The 17,043-nt window shown below is 42.2% G+C and carries 15 protein-coding genes; 4 read left to right on the top strand and 11 right to left on the bottom strand.

Annotated features, from left to right (window positions below):
• Positions 1-131: 131 nt before the first annotated feature.
• The gene (locus FNH22_RS13015; RefSeq protein ID WP_143398827.1) at positions 132-1,562 is read left to right on the top strand and encodes an N-acetylmuramoyl-L-alanine amidase; all 1,431 of its coding nucleotides are present in this window, start codon (positions 132-134) and stop codon (positions 1,560-1,562) included.
• 18 nt (positions 1,563-1,580) lie between these two features.
• A complete protein-coding gene (locus FNH22_RS13010) occupies positions 1,581-1,868 on the top strand; it encodes a hypothetical protein (RefSeq protein ID WP_143398826.1) in 288 nt (95 codons plus the stop codon).
• Positions 1,869-1,899: 31 nt separating this feature from the next.
• On the opposite strand, the gene nudC is transcribed toward FNH22_RS13010, so the two are convergent.
• The 5 genes from nudC to FNH22_RS12985 form a co-directional block, all read right to left on the bottom strand.
• Positions 1,900-2,832 (bottom strand): NAD(+) diphosphatase, encoded by a 933-nt coding sequence (nudC, locus tag FNH22_RS13005; protein ID WP_185154213.1) that lies wholly within the window; start codon positions 2,830-2,832, stop codon positions 1,900-1,902.
• Positions 2,825-3,163, bottom strand: coding sequence for a helix-turn-helix domain-containing protein (locus FNH22_RS13000; RefSeq protein ID WP_143398824.1), 339 nt, complete (start codon positions 3,161-3,163; stop codon positions 2,825-2,827). Before FNH22_RS13000 ends, nudC begins: the two co-directional genes overlap by 8 nt.
• Positions 3,164-3,312: 149 nt before the next feature.
• Entirely contained in the window at positions 3,313-3,750 is a 438-nt protein-coding gene (locus FNH22_RS12995; protein WP_143398823.1) for an RES family NAD+ phosphorylase, read from the bottom strand.
• The gene (locus FNH22_RS12990; RefSeq protein WP_143398822.1) at positions 3,747-4,214 is read right to left on the bottom strand and encodes an antitoxin Xre/MbcA/ParS toxin-binding domain-containing protein; all 468 of its coding nucleotides are present in this window, start codon (positions 4,212-4,214) and stop codon (positions 3,747-3,749) included. The genes FNH22_RS12995 and FNH22_RS12990 overlap by 4 nt, the downstream gene beginning before the upstream one ends.
• A gap of 75 nt (positions 4,215-4,289) precedes the next feature.
• On the bottom strand, positions 4,290-5,798 hold the full coding sequence (locus tag FNH22_RS12985) for a M20/M25/M40 family metallo-hydrolase (RefSeq protein WP_143398821.1): 1,509 nt from the start codon (positions 5,796-5,798) through the stop codon (positions 4,290-4,292).
• A gap of 43 nt (positions 5,799-5,841) precedes the next feature.
• Here FNH22_RS12985 and FNH22_RS12980 point away from each other — a divergent pair, with 43 nt between their 5' ends.
• Positions 5,842-7,650, top strand: a complete 1,809-nt coding sequence (locus FNH22_RS12980; RefSeq protein WP_143398820.1) for a DNA mismatch repair protein MutS — start codon at positions 5,842-5,844, stop codon at positions 7,648-7,650.
• 10 nt (positions 7,651-7,660) lie between these two features.
• On the opposite strand, the gene FNH22_RS12975 is transcribed toward FNH22_RS12980, so the two are convergent.
• The 4 genes from FNH22_RS12975 to FNH22_RS12960 form a co-directional block, all read right to left on the bottom strand.
• Positions 7,661-8,818, bottom strand: coding sequence for a permease (locus FNH22_RS12975; protein WP_185154212.1), 1,158 nt, complete (start codon positions 8,816-8,818; stop codon positions 7,661-7,663).
• A 154-nt stretch (positions 8,819-8,972) separates the two neighbouring features.
• Entirely contained in the window at positions 8,973-10,166 is a 1,194-nt protein-coding gene (locus tag FNH22_RS12970; RefSeq protein ID WP_370513182.1) for a histidinol-phosphate transaminase, read from the bottom strand.
• A gap of 19 nt (positions 10,167-10,185) precedes the next feature.
• Positions 10,186-10,686: a hypothetical protein gene (locus tag FNH22_RS12965; RefSeq protein ID WP_143398819.1), complete on the bottom strand. Its 501-nt coding sequence runs from the start codon at positions 10,684-10,686 to the stop codon at positions 10,186-10,188.
• A 17-nt stretch (positions 10,687-10,703) separates the two neighbouring features.
• On the bottom strand, positions 10,704-13,649 hold the full coding sequence (locus FNH22_RS12960; RefSeq protein ID WP_143398818.1) for a TonB-dependent receptor: 2,946 nt from the start codon (positions 13,647-13,649) through the stop codon (positions 10,704-10,706).
• Between the two features lie 511 nt (positions 13,650-14,160).
• Here FNH22_RS12960 and FNH22_RS12955 point away from each other — a divergent pair.
• Positions 14,161-14,622 carry an Lrp/AsnC family transcriptional regulator gene (locus FNH22_RS12955; protein WP_143398817.1) on the top strand — a complete coding sequence of 154 codons (462 nt, stop codon included), beginning with the start codon at positions 14,161-14,163 and terminating at the stop codon, positions 14,620-14,622.
• Between the two features lie 100 nt (positions 14,623-14,722).
• Here FNH22_RS12955 and FNH22_RS12950 read toward each other — a convergent pair whose 3' ends face one another.
• Both FNH22_RS12950 and FNH22_RS12945 read right to left on the bottom strand, forming a co-directional pair.
• A complete protein-coding gene (locus FNH22_RS12950; protein WP_143398816.1) occupies positions 14,723-16,072 on the bottom strand; it encodes a hypothetical protein in 1,350 nt (449 codons plus the stop codon).
• 400 nt (positions 16,073-16,472) lie between these two features.
• Positions 16,473-17,000 carry a hypothetical protein gene (locus FNH22_RS12945; RefSeq protein ID WP_143398815.1) on the bottom strand — a complete coding sequence of 176 codons (528 nt, stop codon included), beginning with the start codon at positions 16,998-17,000 and terminating at the stop codon, positions 16,473-16,475.
• Between the last annotated feature and the right edge of the window lie 43 nt (positions 17,001-17,043).

The raw sequence follows: 17,043 nt of genomic DNA, 5'->3' as shown, positions 1-17,043 counted from the left end.
CCAAAGAAAAGAATAAACCGATTCAATCCCTGAACGTTAAGACACTAACACTTTATATTCATTTTTATTACCTTTAACTAACTATTTTTTAAACTTTAGGCTGTACGCCTCATTAAACAGTTAACGTAACCATGAAGCCACTACTATCTCTTGTTATAGTATTCATTGTTTGTCTGAATTATCAGTCTGTTCAGGCACAAAACATTGAACCTATTCCTATCAAAAAGTTCTATAAAGACCGGGCTACCAGAAATTTAAAATTTCTTTGCAAAGAAGCAGAGTGCCTGGATAATGTGGTGATCAATGAAAAGGGGTTATATATCTATCCTACTACGCAAAGGATTGATAAGCCGGAATTCATCCTGTATTGGCGGGAAATGTCACACTTTAATGAGTTGCTCAAAGAAGAACCACATGAGGATATCATTGACATATTAAAGAGGAAGGGCTCTAACTATTTCCATGGCATAAAAAGTACCCATGTAGATCCTGCCAGGTACCCGGTAAGTGACTTCAACGGGTTAAAAATTGCACTGGATCCCGGGCATATGGCCAGTAATATGGGTGAAGCTGAACTGGAAAAGCGTTATATGAAAGTAGAAGGGAAGTATTATAACCAGAAAAAAGATATTGAGTTTTTTGAAGCTAACCTCGCCTACGCCACGGCACTGAGTATGAAAGAAATGTTGGAAGAGAAGGGTGCCCAGGTAATGCTCACTCACGATTACGGAAAAAGTGCCATGGGTATCAATTATTATGAATGGCTGGAAACTGATTACAAAAAAGACATCATAGCAGGTTACAAAAATGAATGGTATAACCGGGAAAAATTCAACTACTTACTGTCTGGCAATGCCACCGACTTCATTATGTTTTATGATGTCTTCAGGAACAAAGATTTTGTAGCAAGAGCAGAAAGAATTAATCAATTCAAACCAGACATAACCCTGGTGATCCATTACAATGCAAGTGAAGGAGGACAACGTTATAATGATAAATACCTCCCGCCTGTTCAACAAAACTATAGCATGGTATTCGTACCCGGGTCTTTCCTGGGTTTTGAGGTAGATGGAAAGGATGAAATAGACCAACGTTTTGAGCTTTTGAGGCTGTTGGTTTCTTATGATCTGGAGGAGTCGAATGTCTTTGCCAGTAGTATCATGAAAACACTGGACACAGACTTAAAAGTAGACGCGTTACCGGCAGACAATGATTTTGCTTTTGCACAAAAATATTCGATCAAATCAGATTTGGCCGATGGCGTTTATCACCGTAACCTTTATCTTACACGTGCGGTTAAAGGGCCAATAGCTTATGCAGAAGCGCTTTATCAGGATAATTTTGATGAAATCCGTTTGTTAGGCAAAAAAGATTATACGATCGGAGGCATTAAGAGCAGTAGCCGGGTTAAAGATGTGGCTCGTGTATATTTCAGCGCTATCGAGCAGTGGTTAAAGTACAATGAGGCCTATACAAAAAAGCTGGATGCACTGTTTGACGATAAATATGGGGATGAAGAGGCCTACGAAGCACAGCTAAAGGAACAAACCGAAAATGATTAAAATACGTATAAAATACCTATGAGCGGGGGCGCTGGTTTTTTATATGACGCAAACAAGTCCCTGGAAGGAAACAGGGCGCTACTTAAAAAGGGAGGGTATTTCAACAATGCCAACGACTATGAAGTCGCTCCCAAAAGAACCCTTTTCAAATTCAAACGCGCCAGTAGGAAACAATTACTTTTTTACAGATCTCTCGTTACTCAGGAACGAAGAAACCAATTGAAAAGAGCTCTGGTTATCGGAGGAGCCCTTTTGGTCCTATTGTCAATCACTTTGGGGGTAATGTTCGATAAAGGTATTTTCTAGAATACTTCATGCTCCGAAAAGAGGGGTCTTATCAGGCAGGAAGGTTTTCATTCACCCAACGCTGTATCAGAAACCGGGCAATTGAGTCCTCACGGGATAAGATCAGTTTATTTTTTCCTACCAGGTCTACAATTTCTGATGGTGTAAGCCACCGGGCTTCGTTGACCTCATCCTGATCAAGTTTAAAGTCCTTTGATGATGCCTGGGCGTAGAATCCCAACATAAGTGACGAAGGGAATGGCCAGGGTTGGCTGGTGATATAGCGGATGTTACTCACTGGCAGACCTACCTCTTCCATCATCTCGCGTTGCACAGTTTCTTCCAAACGTTCTCCAACTTCAACGAATCCGGCAAATGTAGAATACATATGCTGCTGTCGGTCATGATGTCTGCCCAACAGGCATAGCGGCTCCCCTTTTTCCGGTCTATATTCTATCAAAACAATAACAGCAGAGTCCGTACGTGGATAGATGATATGATCGCACGCGTTGCAAACACGGATGTGACCTGCCTGAGCACTTGTAGTAGCACTCCCGCATCTATTGCAAAACCCGTTACTGTTATGCCAAAACATCAGGGCTCGTGTATAAGCCAGCATAGAGGCCAACGTAGAGTACCTCAATTCACGTGTATTTCTCAGGTCGGCAAACCGGCCTCCTCTAAGAACTCCGAGGGCTTCTCTTTCGTCATAATGCGAAAAATCAAGAGCAAAAAAAGGAACGTTTTGATGTATGCCAAGAAAAACAGGTTCAACACCATAATCATACAAGCCATTACTTTCTATGGAAATACGTTCATGCTCCCTGACCTCATTATCAGCGATCCAATGCATCTTTCGCCAATAGGGAATGACCCTGGCTTTGTTTGAGTTGATCAAAGAAGTCAATTCATCCTCGTCTTTGCGTAAATGCCCCATACGATTGGTGTCGGAACCGGAATAGAATAATGAATTGCTTTCAAACATGATCATTAAATTGTTTTGCCCAGTGCTTTGCCCATTTGCCCAGGGGTTGTAACAGGGTCAAAAGCTCTGTACCGAGGGCTGTAAGTTCATACCCTTTCGGAGTCTGTATCACCAGCCCTGAATGACGCAATTCTTTTAGGCGTGTATTTAATGTAGTGGGAGAGACAGTCTCACAATACGCCTGTAGTTGCCGAAAGTTTTTAGGGGCTCCGTTCAAGTGCCAAATGATCCCCATAGCCCAATTTCTGCCTAACAGATCAAGAAGCGCCATAACAGGTACACCCGATTTAGATCCGCGAACAGGTTGGCCTGGTACAGGTATTTTAGCCATGCTACAATTTTTGTAGCAAAACTACCGCATTATTACTGAAAATCAAGGATGAAAGGGTCTCTAAATCCATACGCCCAATCTCATTAATTATGCGGTATCGCGTGGTGAACATTCATATAATACTTTTAACCTGGAAATCGGCTTATGGTTTAAGGAACGAAAGCATAATGATTTACAATACGCACGGAATCATAGTCGTTACTTTTTGGGTTGAGCAGATAATTATATGCTGAAGGGTCACAAACGGAAGGTACTTTGATGCAAAGGTGATCCTTATCTTTCAGGAATCGGTCTCCTGATATTTTTGTGCTCTCAGGGTCCGGATCAGCGTTCCAGTCTTCTGGCAGCGGTTTGAGTTCTTCATAATTTTCATCAGGTATTTCAATTTCATATACCCGAAAGCCCTCAGGAACCAGTTCCAGGTTGATATGTCTGGCCAGTTCAGAACGTGCCAGGGCTAAAGACCCGGCAGTATAAACAACATAAGTACCTTTATTATTCCATCGGCCTCCATGTTTAAAGGCACCTGCGCCATCCAGTGGGTCATGGTCCGGCGGATAAGTCTGGCATATTCGATATACGATCACGCGAACAGACCATGCTCTATTTTACCGAGCTCATCAGATATAGCCGTTATTCCCTGCTGGGTATCCAGCCATTGCCTTGGACACGTACCACCCAGTGCAGGTACTTCCGAATCCAACCATTTTAAAAATTTTAATCTGGATGCAAAAACGCTGACCCCCTGGTTATAAAGATCTGCAAGCTCTAATATCCTATCGGACTGTAGTCCTTTAAACACCTTTTCATTTTGTAGGTGACGATCCAGGGTCTTTGCCGAAATGTCAATTAACCGGGCAGTCTCCTGTTTATTGATGTCTAATGATAGCATAAGGTCTGCCACAAACTCAGTGTTTATCCCCTTCCTGGCTATTGAAGCTTTTTGAAAGGGGCTTCTATAGGCTACTCCCATTTCTTCAACACGCGTAAGTGATGTTTCGGGCATTGCATAGGCCTTTCCACTTTGTTGGTATTTTTTGGTTTTGGACATTTGTCGTAAATTTTAAGACAAATTACTATTTTTATATCAGATCAACAAACTCCACATCTCTCTTTTTACTAAAATTTAGAGCTTTTCTGTCAGGACAGAGAGATAGGTTTTAATACCATCTCTCAAATTGCCAATCCGAATATTTTCATTAGGACTATGTTGGTTATTATCAGGATTGACAGTGGGTACTGATACAGCAGGTATACCCAGTGTAGTTACAAAAGGGGAAATAGGAATGGAACCTCCGGCTATGCGAATTTTAATAGGTTGTTTTCCAAAAGCACGCTCCAAAGCACTGTTTAGCCATACACCCACCCCGGAAGTATAAGAAGTTCTGAACGCCTGGTAGGATATTTCCGATTCAAATGAAATCAGTTTTGGATACTTTGTTCGTTCTGCTTCAGTGGGGGTACCTTCTACAAAATGGTAACCTTTAGCGGCTATGTGATCTTTGATCAGTTTAACGAGCCTTTCAGGGTCACTCTCGGGCACCAACCGAACATCAATTTCTGCTATTGCCTTATCAGGAATAATAGTACGTACTTCATCTCCCACCCAGGCGGCGTTCATCCCGCGGATATTTAGCGATGGATATTGAATGGATTCCTGGTAGGTTGAAGCAATGGCATCTGTCTCTGCAATCCCAATTTTCTTTTTGATCAGTGCTTCATCGTCCGGCACCTGCCTTAATATATCCAATGTAGCGGGGTCTAAAACGATGTCATCGTAATACCCCGGAATGACCACTCTTCCGCCGTCATCTTTCATCGAAGCTAGCAGCTGTACCATTCTGAGAGCAGGGTTAGGCGCGTAATTGCCATAGTGTCCGCTGTGCTGCGGTACGCGTGGCCCAAACGTTGTCAACGTAATAGTGGCAATACCTCTTGCCCCGAATGTTAAGGTGGGTTTATTTGAAACGTGCATAGGCCCATCAAAAATAATGAGCATATCTGCCTGAAGAAGGTTTTTGTTTTTCTCTACGGCTGCAGGAAGGTTTGGAGAGCCCAGTTCTTCCTCAAAATCCATGATCACCTTGATGTTATAGTTTGGTGATAACTTTTGTTCGCGAGCTATGTCCAGCGCTTTAAGGAACATGATCACCGGACCTTTGGCATCGGAAGCAGAACGGGCAAAAATCCTTGAATCATTTTTAATTTCATTTGAAGTATTCGGCCATTCAATGGTCTTCCACTCATCCCCAACTCGTTCTTTTAAAACAGGTATATAGGGGCTTTCCTGCTGCCATTTAGAGCTATCCACGGGTTGACCATCCACCTGGAGATAGATTAATACGGTTTTTTCAGCCTTCCTGACCATCGACGATGCCAGTAACAAAGGCATTCCTTCAGTAGGTATCCTATTAGTTTCAAATCCACGGCGTGCAAATGCTTCTTCTGTCCATACCATATTGTCTTCTACATGATCAGCATATAATCCATTGTTAGGAATACTCAGATATTCTTTCAATTCATTCATACCACTTAATGTGGCCCCGGCACTCCACTCGGTCAGCTTTTTAGCATTAGGTTGTGCGAAAATTGAACTGCTGACCAGGGTAAAACAAAGTAAAATGTAAGTTTTCATACTTGTAATATACTAATATTGCCAGTGACTAAAAGAACAAAAAATGGATGAAACGGGCTTTGAAGAAAGGGCCGCCGATCTTCAAAAAAAATATCTCATATATCGTGCTGGTTATAACCGGATTGCTATTATCAGGATTGTCCTGTTTATAGTTTTTCTGGTGGTTGCCGTTCTGTTTGCCAATTCAGGGATAGGTTATGGATTGGGTGTCAGTGTACTTATCTTTCCGGTGCTATTTGGTGCCCTGATCAATTACCATAATCGTATAAAATTTGAAAGGGACCAATTCAAATTTCTGGTGGAAATTAACAACGCTGAGGTGTCAAGGCTTAAAGGAGATCTTTCTGGCTTTGACGGCGGTGAAGAGCACGTGGACTTAACACATCCATACATAGGTGACCTCGACATTTTCGGGCCAAACTCCTTGTTCAAATTATTAAATCGCTCTTCTACTCCTTCGGGAAAATTGAAATTGGCCGAATGGCTTAAGACCTCAGCAAACAACCAGGCTATTCTGGAGCGCCAGACGGCTGTTAAGGAGTTAGTCCCTTTAATGGAGTGGAGGCAGGAATTCCAGGCATTAGGGCTTCATGACAGAGATCAAAAAAGAGACATTGACAGATTGGAAAAATGGATAGCTGCACCTTCTGTTTTAAAAGGTGATAAATGGTATGCCGTGGCTTCCTACCTCATGCCGCTGGCCGTGGTATTGCTCATTACATTGAATATTGCTATCGGACTCAGCATCTATTATGTATTGGCATTTCTGGTACTCAATGGGTTGTTATTGAAAAAAGTACTGCCACACATTCAGCAGATTACAGATGACACCTCTTCGAATGTAGGTCTGCTAAAATCATATAGCAGACTTATTAAAAAAATTGAAGAGGTCCGCTTTCATGACATTTATTTGAAAGGCCTCCAGTCATCTTTTTGTCATGAAAACTTTAAAGCCTCTGTTTCCATATTGAAGCTTCAGAAAGTGCTTGATTTTCTAAATTCCAGGGCCAATATGTTTTATATTCTATTCGACCTGATCTTTCTGATCGACATTCATCTGGTAAGGGCTACGGAACGCTGGAAAAAGAAAAACGAACATGACGTTAGTATTTGGTTTGATCACATTGGCACTTTTGAGGCACTGAATAGCCTGGCCGGTTTGGGATATGCGAATAAAGCTTACGTTTTCCCTGAAATATTGCCCGGTACATATCAGATCAATGTGAAAAATATGGGTCACCCTCTAATTCATAGCTCTGAAAGAGTGACAAATGATTTTGAAATATCAGGCCGGGGAAGTATCGCGGTCATTACCGGCTCAAACATGTCCGGTAAAAGTACTTTTCAAAGAACTTTAGGTATTAATGTGGTTTTAGCACTGTGCGGAGCACCTGTGTGTGTAAAAGAGATGAGCTTATCACGTATGCAGGTATTTACCAGCATGCGCACGCAGGACAACCTCGAAGAACATGTATCATCTTTCTACGCAGAATTGAAAAGAATTAAGCAATTACTTCAGCTCATCAAAGACCAGGACATACCTGTATTGTTCATGCTTGACGAAATACTGAAGGGGACCAATTCAAAAGATCGCCATCTTGGCTCAGCGTCGTTGATCAAACAACTTTCCGGGACGGAATCCTTTGGGCTCATTTCTACGCATGACCTGGAGCTCGGACAATTGGAACACAAACTTACCTCTGTGAAAAACTACAGCTTTAACAGTATGGTAAAGGATGACGAGATCTTATTCGACTATAAACTTTCCAAAGGCGTATGCCATAGCTTCAATGCCAGTAAGCTGATGCAGAAAATGGGTATTAATATTAATGCTGATAACGTACCTAGCTAAAAGAATAAGGCTAAGAAGCTCTTTCCGGTTCAATTTCTTCCGTAAACCCGGATAACACCGTCAAATCACCCAGACCGGGTTTACCTGACCTCGTAGCCTTAAGCTTTTTCAAAAGGAACGGGATGCAGGAAACAAGCGTCAATACCATTCCTATTATTACCAAATGTAATGGGTGCATAAAAAATTCGGTAAAGGAGAATACTCCCAATATTAGCGTGGTAGAAAAGGGAAGCGAGCATGCGAGTATTGAAAGCGCAAAATTAATGTTAAAAGTGGGGCTTTTGGGCCTGTTAGTCTCTTCCATAGTATTTACGGTACTCATATGGGCAAAAGGCCAAAAACTGCAAGAGCTTTGCGGGAAAACCACTGCCAGCAAGGCCATAGAAGCACTTAGTTCGGGCATACTATAGATAAACAGCGCACTCAGACAGAAAGTGATCCCGGCACGCCATGTCAATAAAAAAAAGATCAACTTCAGTTCATGCCATTTGACTCTGACAGCCAAACCGATGAACAACAGCACCAGCGGCGTCATCATCACACTCATTCTTAAAATGGTATTCTCAAGAAAAGCGGGGAAAGTACTCAGGTTGATCCCAAAACCCAATAACACCATGGCTATGATAATGACCATATTGATAGGCTCGTTAAACATGGCGATCAATAACCCTTTCAGCTTATTCTTATTGGACCTGGGCACATTATCAACTGCGTACAAATGATACCAATGCATCGCCAGAATGTATAGTAAGATCAATACGAAAACTTTGTTCCCAACATCTGCCAGGGCTGCCATGGCCAATGCATTATCCCCCAGGTATTCAATTAAAAAAGGAAAACAGGAGAGGCCGGGTGCTAAAGAGGGCAATAACATCATTAACGTACGCAAATTGGAAGATCCTTTCTCCACTCCAAAAAGACCCAGTACATACCGTGAAGCCAGTAACATTAAAAAGTTAAAGGACAACGCCAATAAAGGCAGGAGCATCATTGTTCTGTCGAGCTCTATTTTCAATAAAGCCACAAAAATGGTGGCAGGAAGGGCCACACTCAGTATAAGCACTTTTATTCCTTTTAGATGCTCCCGGGCAGTGATCTTTTTTTGAAGGACCAAACCCAACAGTATGAGCAATAAAAGTCCTAAAGTTTTTTGCAACGCCTCATTCATGTTCTGCTAAGTGATAGTATTGTATAATGTAATTGATACAGTAAAGTGGTTTGTTAAGCGATGAGCTTATCATGTGATAGTAGGTCCGGATTGCTTGGCACACGGAAGTTGGTGAGGGATAAGTCCCTCCCAACTTCCAGTGCCTCGCTGACAATCAACCTACGACTTTGTCAAATGCTTTTATGAATAGCTTCATTTCATCCATGGTACCCATACTTACACGGCACCAGTCGCCACCATTGATCTCAAAAGCCCGTACTCCTACTTGCTGGGCTTGCATTTTCTCTAAAAATGCTTTGCCTTCCATCTCTATGGGAAAGATAATGAAGCTGGTAGAAGAAGGTACATACTCATATCCCATCTTCTCCAGGTTTTCATAGACATATTCGCGGCATTCAGCATTCAGCTTTCTGGATTTAACCTGAAATTCAGCATCATCCATGCTGGCGGAAGCGGCAAAGATGGACGGGTAAGCTATGCCCATACCTCCCCGGGTGATTTTTTGTATCTTTTTTAATGTTTCAGGCTGGGCCACCACGTACCCTACGCGCAAACCTGCCATGCCATAGATCTTGGAAAAGGTTCGGGCTATGATCACGTCTTTACCCTTATTGATAAGAGATACCATACTTTTCTTGTCAGCATCTTCCAGAAAGTCCAGGTAGGCCTCGTCCACAAATACAGGCACTTTGTCTGCTACTCTGGAACAAAAATCTACTAACTCGGAATGGGCTGTCATGCTGCCGGTAGGATTGTTAGGGTTACATATGTAAACCAGCTTAGTGTCGGAATCAATGGCTTTTTCCATGGCATTTAAGTCATGTGACCAATCCGATTTTAATGGGACGCCTTTCCAGGACGCACCGGTAGCTTCTGCCACTCTCACCAGTGACATATACGATGGGTCAGCAGAAACCACGTTACCCCCTTCAAGGAACAGTACCATGCCTGTTTTCTCCAATAGATCAGAAGAGCCAGGCCCCATCATGATATTCTCAGCACTCACCCCTTCCTTAGTGGCAATTTTTTCCATAAGGTCGAAAAGTTCTCGCCAGGCATAACGGTTCCCTTTGTGGGCCACGTCTTTCAAGGCGGTAAGCGCTTTGGGCGATGGGCCATAAGGGTTCTCATTTGCATTCAGCCGGGCCAGGATCTTTTTAGGCTCAGGAAATGGGTTATGAATGTATTCTTTAAAAAACGGGCTATATAAAAAATTGCCCTCGGCATCTCTTTTTAAGGGAGCCCTCGCCATCTCGCCAAGACTCATATGAGGTGCCACTGTTATTCCTCCGACGGTCATAAGACCGGCTTTCAACCAGTTTCTTCTGTTTATTGTATTGTTCATCATCTCGTTTTGTTTATGTAGGTTAATTGGATTGGTCCACAGGACTTGCATTAGCTCCTAGGTTACCCGCTGATACTATGGTATTATCAGAAGCGCTGAGATAAATAGCGATGTGCATGTCCTTTTCAGTGATAGTATCGAAGTATTCGGTATCGGTGATCACAAAGAATTTATTCGTTCCCAGTTCACCTTTGTTTCCATCTATCATATGAAGTTCAGTAAGCATACCGGCACCACTTCCTATGGCCCCTTCTACAAAAAAGGCCGGGTGAAAGGTATCTGCGACGGTATTATAAAGTGACACCTGGACCAGGGTCCTGCTCAGATTGTCCTTCCAAAATACCACACGTCCATGGACGTTGGTTTGTTGGCCGGTAATTGAGTCAACAGAGTAAGCCACGTAATTTGACAATGTACCGCCCCCGGGAGCTGCTGTAGTAATGGGGTCTAACGTCTCCTGCTCACATGAAACGGCAGTCACCAACGCAATTAGTATGAGTATATTCCGTAAATATTTTTTCATCTTCTTTTCTTTTGCAATTAAAATGTAAACCCTACTCTACCGAAGTAGTAAGCACCTGCCGAACCCTGCTGATAGTTGGAATAGAGATAGAAAGTCCTTCTTTCGAAACGACGTATGTCCGGGTACTTGTTGAAAATGTTATTTCCACCTACCGTGATTCTAATGTTTGGCGTCACATTGTAGGTAATACCGAGGTCTATGGTACTCTGGGGATCAAAAGTTTGATCGGCAAAGCCTTCACTTCCGTCCAATAACGTCCTTGTTCTGGTATCTCGGTCCACTACCTGGCCAAAGTAAGAGCTGCGTATCATGGTGGAGAGTTTACCTATGGTATAGGTGGCCGAAGCAATCATTTTTGTATTGGGCGTTCCTGTTTCAAACTGTCCTATGGAACCCCGGTCAACATATTTATCCCTTAACTCATCGTCTGTTAAGTTGGTGTTAAGATCAGGAACATTGGCTCCTTCAAATTTATTTTCCCGGAAAATTCCTGAGAGCGTCACATCAAGGTTTCCTGCCCCCAGCCGGGTGCCATAATTCGCTACTATCTCGATTCCCTGTGTGCTGATATCACCACCGTTTATTCTGAAACTGGCCAACCCTGCTCCAATCACCGGCTCCAGGACAGGCGCTTCACCAGCATCAAATTCTGACGTAGAAAAAACGCGATCGCGGATGTCAATCTTATAGGCATCAACTGTCAGGTCCAGTTTCTTAAATAGTTTGGCCGCAAACCCAAAGCTGATATTGGTAGACTTTTCTTCTTGCAACGGCCCAATGCCTATTACACGTGCAGCAGTACTGTTATTTGGGTATTGAGTACCATCAAAAGGTACCAGATCCACGAAAAATGTGAACGTGTGAGAATAGTTCAGCTCTTGAAGTGAAGGCGCTCTGAAACCGCTACTGTATGAGCCCCGAACTGCAAAATCATCTGTAATTGAATAGCGACTGGTCACTTTACCGGTTAAAACTTCTCCAAAGTCAGAGTAGTTTTCTGCCCGGCCTGCTACACCAATCAAAAATTTCTCTGTAACATCTAACTCCACATCTACATAGGCAGCTGTCACACTTCTGAACTCATTACTTTCATTTTCCGGACCAAAACCACGGAAACACTGGTTATTGAGCGAGTAGTTTTTAACAATAGTCTGGCTGACGCCGGCATGTTCCAATACCATAGGGTTACCGTTTTCATCGACGATCGGGTTAGCCCCCAGGTCTTCCAGGGGAAACCCATCGGGACCTATTAACAGCTGATTATCTTCTGTGGCTGTGAAAATTCCTATAGTTCCGGCGGCATAACTTTCAGGCTGCCCTGCTTCTATTGAATAGTTTTCAACACGCATTTCAGTACCTACAGCAACATTTAACCCGGATAACACATCATCAAAATACCTTGAGATGTCCACGTTAGCCGTATTTTGTATAAATGAGTGTTTTCCCAGGTCCATATCTATCGGCGAAGTAGAGCCCAGGCTGGCATTGAAGGTATTGAACATACCAAAACGCATGGCATTGCGGCCAAAAGTATTGCTGAAGTCAAAGTTGTAGTCGCCTAACTTTCCTGACATACCTGTAGTAAAGGCGGTATTAGCCTGATCTGTGTAGATCTGCGGACGAAATCCATTAGGATAAAGATCAAAATTGGAGCGATCTGTCTGTCCTGCCCTTCTGTAAAAGCAACTAAATCCCTCAACATGCTTATAGCCAATATCTCCGTAGGCATAAAACTCAATGTCTTCAGAGACGGGCAATCCGAGGTTAAATGCCATGCCTCCCAGGTTAATGGCCGGCTGACCGGCATAAGTAGCTACATCCAGTTGGTCTATTCCCCTGGCATTCATCAGACCTTCAACCGTTGTTAGCTCGGAAGCCAGGGCTGTATTGCCGTCTGCCAAAGCAGCTACCAATTCCGGGTTAGTAATGATCGGGTTTCCATTGATGTCCGTTCTTTCATTATTGAGGTAAGTATTGTCGTAAAGCGGGGAACGACTCAAAGCAAGTACAGTAGGTCTTATTGTACGTTTATCTTGTCGCAATAAGCCGGTCAGGCTGAGATAGCCTCCGTTTTTGAAATCAAACCCGTAATTCGCCGCGAATTGGTAGTTAAACCCATCAGGATCCGTCTCTCTTGTAAGAGATAATTCATCCTCTGTAAGATCGGAATCGCCAAAATCAGGTGCGTAGTTCGGGTACCCACCCATAGTGAGGCTACCGGTAAGCTTACCGGAGCCTTTTTTAAGAATAACGTTCATAACACCGGCTATAGCGTCTGAACCATATTGTGCCGCCGCTCCATCTCTCAGTATTTCCACCCTCTCAATAGCGGCGGCAGGAATAAAACTCATATCTACAGCGTTAGCCGAAGACCCGGTTTGCGAAGCATTTAGCAACGCTGACGTATGACGCCTTTTGCCATTAATAAGTACCAGCATCTGATTCGGCGCCAAACCTCGCAAGGTAGGGGGATCCACATGAGAGTTCAGGTCGCCACCTTGAGAACGCACCGCGTTAAAAGAAGGCGCTGTAGCTACTAACATCTGAGCTAAATCCATCTGAGGCATGTTTTGACTCATTTCATCGATCTTGATCACGTCCACAGGAGAGGGTGTCTCCAGTTTAGTTCTGCCCTGTGACCTTGATCCCAGGATCACTACTTCACTCAGTTCCCGGGTTGATTCAACCATACTTAAATTCAATGTGCTCTGACCTTCAAGCTCTATTTCCTGGGTTTTGTATCCAAGAAAAGAGAAAACTATAGTAGCATCAGAAGTGGTCTTTACAGAATACTTCCCATCCAGGTCAGTTAACGTTCCTTTTCCCGTGCCTTTTATCGCTATGTTCACACCGGGAATGGCGCTGCCGTTATCGTCTGTAATTTTACCGCTAACGGTTATGTCTTGTGCCACAACAAAGAGAGTGAAAGACATGAAAACTGTTAATAGTAATAGTTTTTTCATAAGCTAAGGATTAATAAAATGTAAAATACAGGGGTGATCATGAAGCGTGCTTCACTCATCCGCGGAGTACTACAGGGTGTGTAGTTCCTAAGTTCAAAGTATCTGATACTTGCTATCGATATGCATTACAATGATAACAGGCTGTTTTGGTAAATGAAAATGGCGAGGTCTGTGAAAGGCCGGGAAACAAACCGCGCATTTAAGCAGATTATATGAGAACCAAAATTTACGTGTGAAAATTTGACAATATGAAAATTTCGGCTTTCGAATAATTAAAATTTTAGAAAATTGAGAGAATCCGCTGAAATCATCATTTTTTTAATTTTTTTAAAAAAACAGTGTTTTAATTAAAAATTTTTCAAAGAAGAATCAGGTTTTTGCATCAACTTGTAAAGAAAAAAGATATTACGTATACTGCGGGCGTATTTAGGATTGATTCGAAGTAAAAGGCAGTCTTACATAACATACTATTTTTCATGAATTTTAAGGTCAAAAGGAAAGCAGCAAGAAAATGAGTAAGAAACTTGACGAAGTAGATTTTAAGATATTAGCACTACTGTCGGAAGATGCACAGATGGCTTATACTGAGGTAGCAAAACGCTCCAATATTTCAGGGGGAACAGTCCATCTTAGAATGAAAAAGATGAAAGACATGGGTATCATAAAAGGGACCACTTTGAGCATGGATTATGCACAAATGGGCTGGAAACTTACCATGTTCGTTGGAATATATTTAAAGGAAAGTTCTTCCTATAAAGAAGTGATAGAGCAATTAAAGGTAGTACCCGAGGTAGTCAAAATACATCATATTACCGGCAAGTACGGGGTATTCATTAAAGTACATGCCAAAGACTCCACGCACTTTAGAGAAGTTTATCAAAACCGGATACTAACCATAGAGGGTATACAGATGACCGAATCCTTTATGTCGTTAGAGGAAAACCTGAACCGGCATATTCTTTTTGGTGAATAACGTATCCGGGAAAAACAAAAGGAGCTACTCAAATAAATAGCTCCTTCAGGAAGGCTGTATCTTCTGATTATTCTGGTTCCTTAACTCCAGGGGTTATGATCTAGTCGAATGAGACAAACCATTGAAACTCTTGTTCGATTAACCCCATATATTTTTTATCTTCATCACTGGCAGAAGCATTAAAATAAAGATAGAGTGAACCCCCAAACCTGGGATTGACTTGCAAGGATTCATAGAGCATCTTGCTTATCATTTTAGAGGAGGTTCCGTTTTCTTCAGAAATATCCAATAGGACTAATTGGTGAACGATATTTGAGATGTCAATGGTATTGATTTTACCGCCAAAGAGAAAAAGCCTTTCTATTTTCGAGCCTGCTTTGAAGGTGATATTATCCATAACCGCACTTATGAGCAGTGATTTCAGATTTATTGCATGGTCAAGGTTAATTCCTCTTGTACTTTGATTATAGTCATTATCTAAACTTTGTATTTTGTCCACATCACCTGTGATAGACACAAAATAATGGTCATCGGTCGACGGGCATGGAATATCGATCCATTCCATGGCCTCAAACTCAATAGTATCAGCCGGTTGGTAATCTGAATAATCAATGTATAAGGTGCCTGCTTCAAATAAGATAATTTTAAGATCATTGTACTCATCAAACGGACTAAAGAGTGTAATAGTCAAAGCCGGCTTTAAATGAATAATCAAAGGCTCATCATTAAACGCCTTCATTTGAGCCAGGCTAAATGTTTTCTTATAACGGGCATAACCCTGCTTTTCTATGATAAGGGTATACTCATCATAGCCGGAGGGTATGGCAAGGCGATTGGTAGACGGATTCAAAGCGTCAGTGGTCAACTTACTCCCACCTGACCAGATCTGCAGATCAGTTTCCACTAAATCACCATTCCCTATCGCAGCTACCAGGAAAGTCTCCACTACGTTCAACCCGAAAGTGCTGTAGCCGTATTTATCGGGGCTCGTATCCAAAGTACTCAATACTTCAGGTTCAATCTTTGTCACACTATTTCCTGAAACTTCAAAGCCTAAGGGTAAAGGTACATCTATTACTGAAGCAAATTCACTTCCTGATTTGGGCGTAGCATAAATCACCTCATCGGGATCATTGAGTACCAGGAAATCCGTAAGCTCATAGCTGCCTTCCAATAGTGCAATGGCTTCGCTAACGTAGGTGTCTTCAAAAGGATATAAACTGATCTTTTCAAGGGTTAGGTTAGTCGTTCCTTCCACAGAAATAAGGATACTGGCCGGTGTGACATTACCGGATGACCTACCTTCGGTTTTCACCTGGTCAGGCAGGGACAGGTTAACGGTTAGTTTACCCTGCTGCTGAAGACTATCGTGTGAATCCTGTTCACATGATACAAAAAAGGCTGATATAGAAGCTATCAGCCAAACTGAAATTTGAGTTGGTTTTAACATGATTAAAGCGTTTTATAGACATATTTTTCAATATATGAAAATTTAATGATAATATACTATCTTAATAATTTAAAACATTGTATACATTAATATATAGTTACTTATTTTTTTCAAAAATATCTGATTTACTGACATTTAACTCATGTAAAAAGTTTTTGAAAAATACATAAGCGTATCAAAACCAACTACTTATTGCTGGGAGGTTGCGTATAATCGAATCATTTATAGCACTAAAGGAGAACTTGCCCCAACAAATCCTTTTGGGTGTTCAAAGCGTCTAAGAAAAAAGAAAGAAGGTGCCCTTTTGAGACACCTTCCTCAATAATTTATTTATATCTAACTTTTCATGCACGCGAAAACTCAGCTCATTGAATCGTGCATTTGCCTTATTTGCTGTTCCCTACATACTCACCGGTTCCGGCAAATCAAATTTGTCTACCAACTCTTCGTAAGTCCATGTCCTGGCGGCTTTACGGCCTCCTACAAACTCTCCTGGTACCACTACTACACGTACTACCCAGTCATCGGTATCATCGGCAGGTAATGTGTTCAAGTTAAAATCAGCATCCATGAACACTTCTACATCAAATAGGGTAAAGTCGTAGTTATACTGTAATAGCCCTTCTTCTACTATTAAGGTCTGCGGTAGTGGTCTCCATATTTCATCTTCTGCAGAAGGCGGTGACCATCTGAAAAAGACCAGCACCACATCTGATTCAAGCGCTTCAAATTCAAAGTCACTAAATGCAAGCCTGTCCCTATATTCATTTGACGCAGTGAAATCTACGTTGACCCACTCCATAACAAACCCTATATCACCGCCTGCAGCTCCTTGCGGGCCTCGGGGTCCGGGAATTCCTTCAGGACCTTCGCAAGCACTAAATGTTATGATCAACAACAATCCTGGTAATATCGTCAAATAGTTCATGGCGCTTTTTGTTTGATTTCATGGCAGTTAAACCAAAGATTGT

This window comes from Fulvivirga sp. M361 (genome assembly GCF_007097395.1).
Classification (GTDB): domain Bacteria; phylum Bacteroidota; class Bacteroidia; order Cytophagales; family Cyclobacteriaceae; genus Fulvivirga.
The sequence above is the reverse complement of the archived record's forward strand: the minus strand, read 5'-3'. Positions and strand labels throughout refer to the sequence as shown.

Bases quoted from the DNA above. Each gene is read 5' to 3' on its own strand.
- FNH22_RS13015 (WP_143398827.1), top strand. From the start codon at position 132: ATGAAGCCACTACTATCTCTTGTTATAGTATTCATTGTTTGTCTGAAT.
- FNH22_RS13010 (WP_143398826.1), top strand. From the start codon at position 1,581: ATGAGCGGGGGCGCTGGTTTTTTATATGACGCAAACAAGTCCCTGGAA.
- nudC (WP_185154213.1), bottom strand. From the start codon at position 2,832: ATGTTTGAAAGCAATTCATTATTCTATTCCGGTTCCGACACCAATCGT.
- FNH22_RS13000 (WP_143398824.1), bottom strand. From the start codon at position 3,163: ATGGCTAAAATACCTGTACCAGGCCAACCTGTTCGCGGATCTAAATCG.
- FNH22_RS12990 (WP_143398822.1), bottom strand. From the start codon at position 4,214: ATGTCCAAAACCAAAAAATACCAACAAAGTGGAAAGGCCTATGCAATG.
- FNH22_RS12985 (WP_143398821.1), bottom strand. From the start codon at position 5,798: ATGAAAACTTACATTTTACTTTGTTTTACCCTGGTCAGCAGTTCAATT.
- FNH22_RS12980 (WP_143398820.1), top strand. From the start codon at position 5,842: ATGGATGAAACGGGCTTTGAAGAAAGGGCCGCCGATCTTCAAAAAAAA.
- FNH22_RS12975 (WP_185154212.1), bottom strand. From the start codon at position 8,818: ATGAATGAGGCGTTGCAAAAAACTTTAGGACTTTTATTGCTCATACTG.
- FNH22_RS12970 (WP_370513182.1), bottom strand. From the start codon at position 10,166: ATGATGAACAATACAATAAACAGAAGAAACTGGTTGAAAGCCGGTCTT.
- FNH22_RS12965 (WP_143398819.1), bottom strand. From the start codon at position 10,686: ATGAAAAAATATTTACGGAATATACTCATACTAATTGCGTTGGTGACT.
- FNH22_RS12960 (WP_143398818.1), bottom strand. From the start codon at position 13,649: ATGAAAAAACTATTACTATTAACAGTTTTCATGTCTTTCACTCTCTTT.
- FNH22_RS12955 (WP_143398817.1), top strand. From the start codon at position 14,161: ATGAGTAAGAAACTTGACGAAGTAGATTTTAAGATATTAGCACTACTG.
- FNH22_RS12950 (WP_143398816.1), bottom strand. From the start codon at position 16,072: ATGTTAAAACCAACTCAAATTTCAGTTTGGCTGATAGCTTCTATATCA.
- FNH22_RS12945 (WP_143398815.1), bottom strand. From the start codon at position 17,000: ATGAACTATTTGACGATATTACCAGGATTGTTGTTGATCATAACATTT.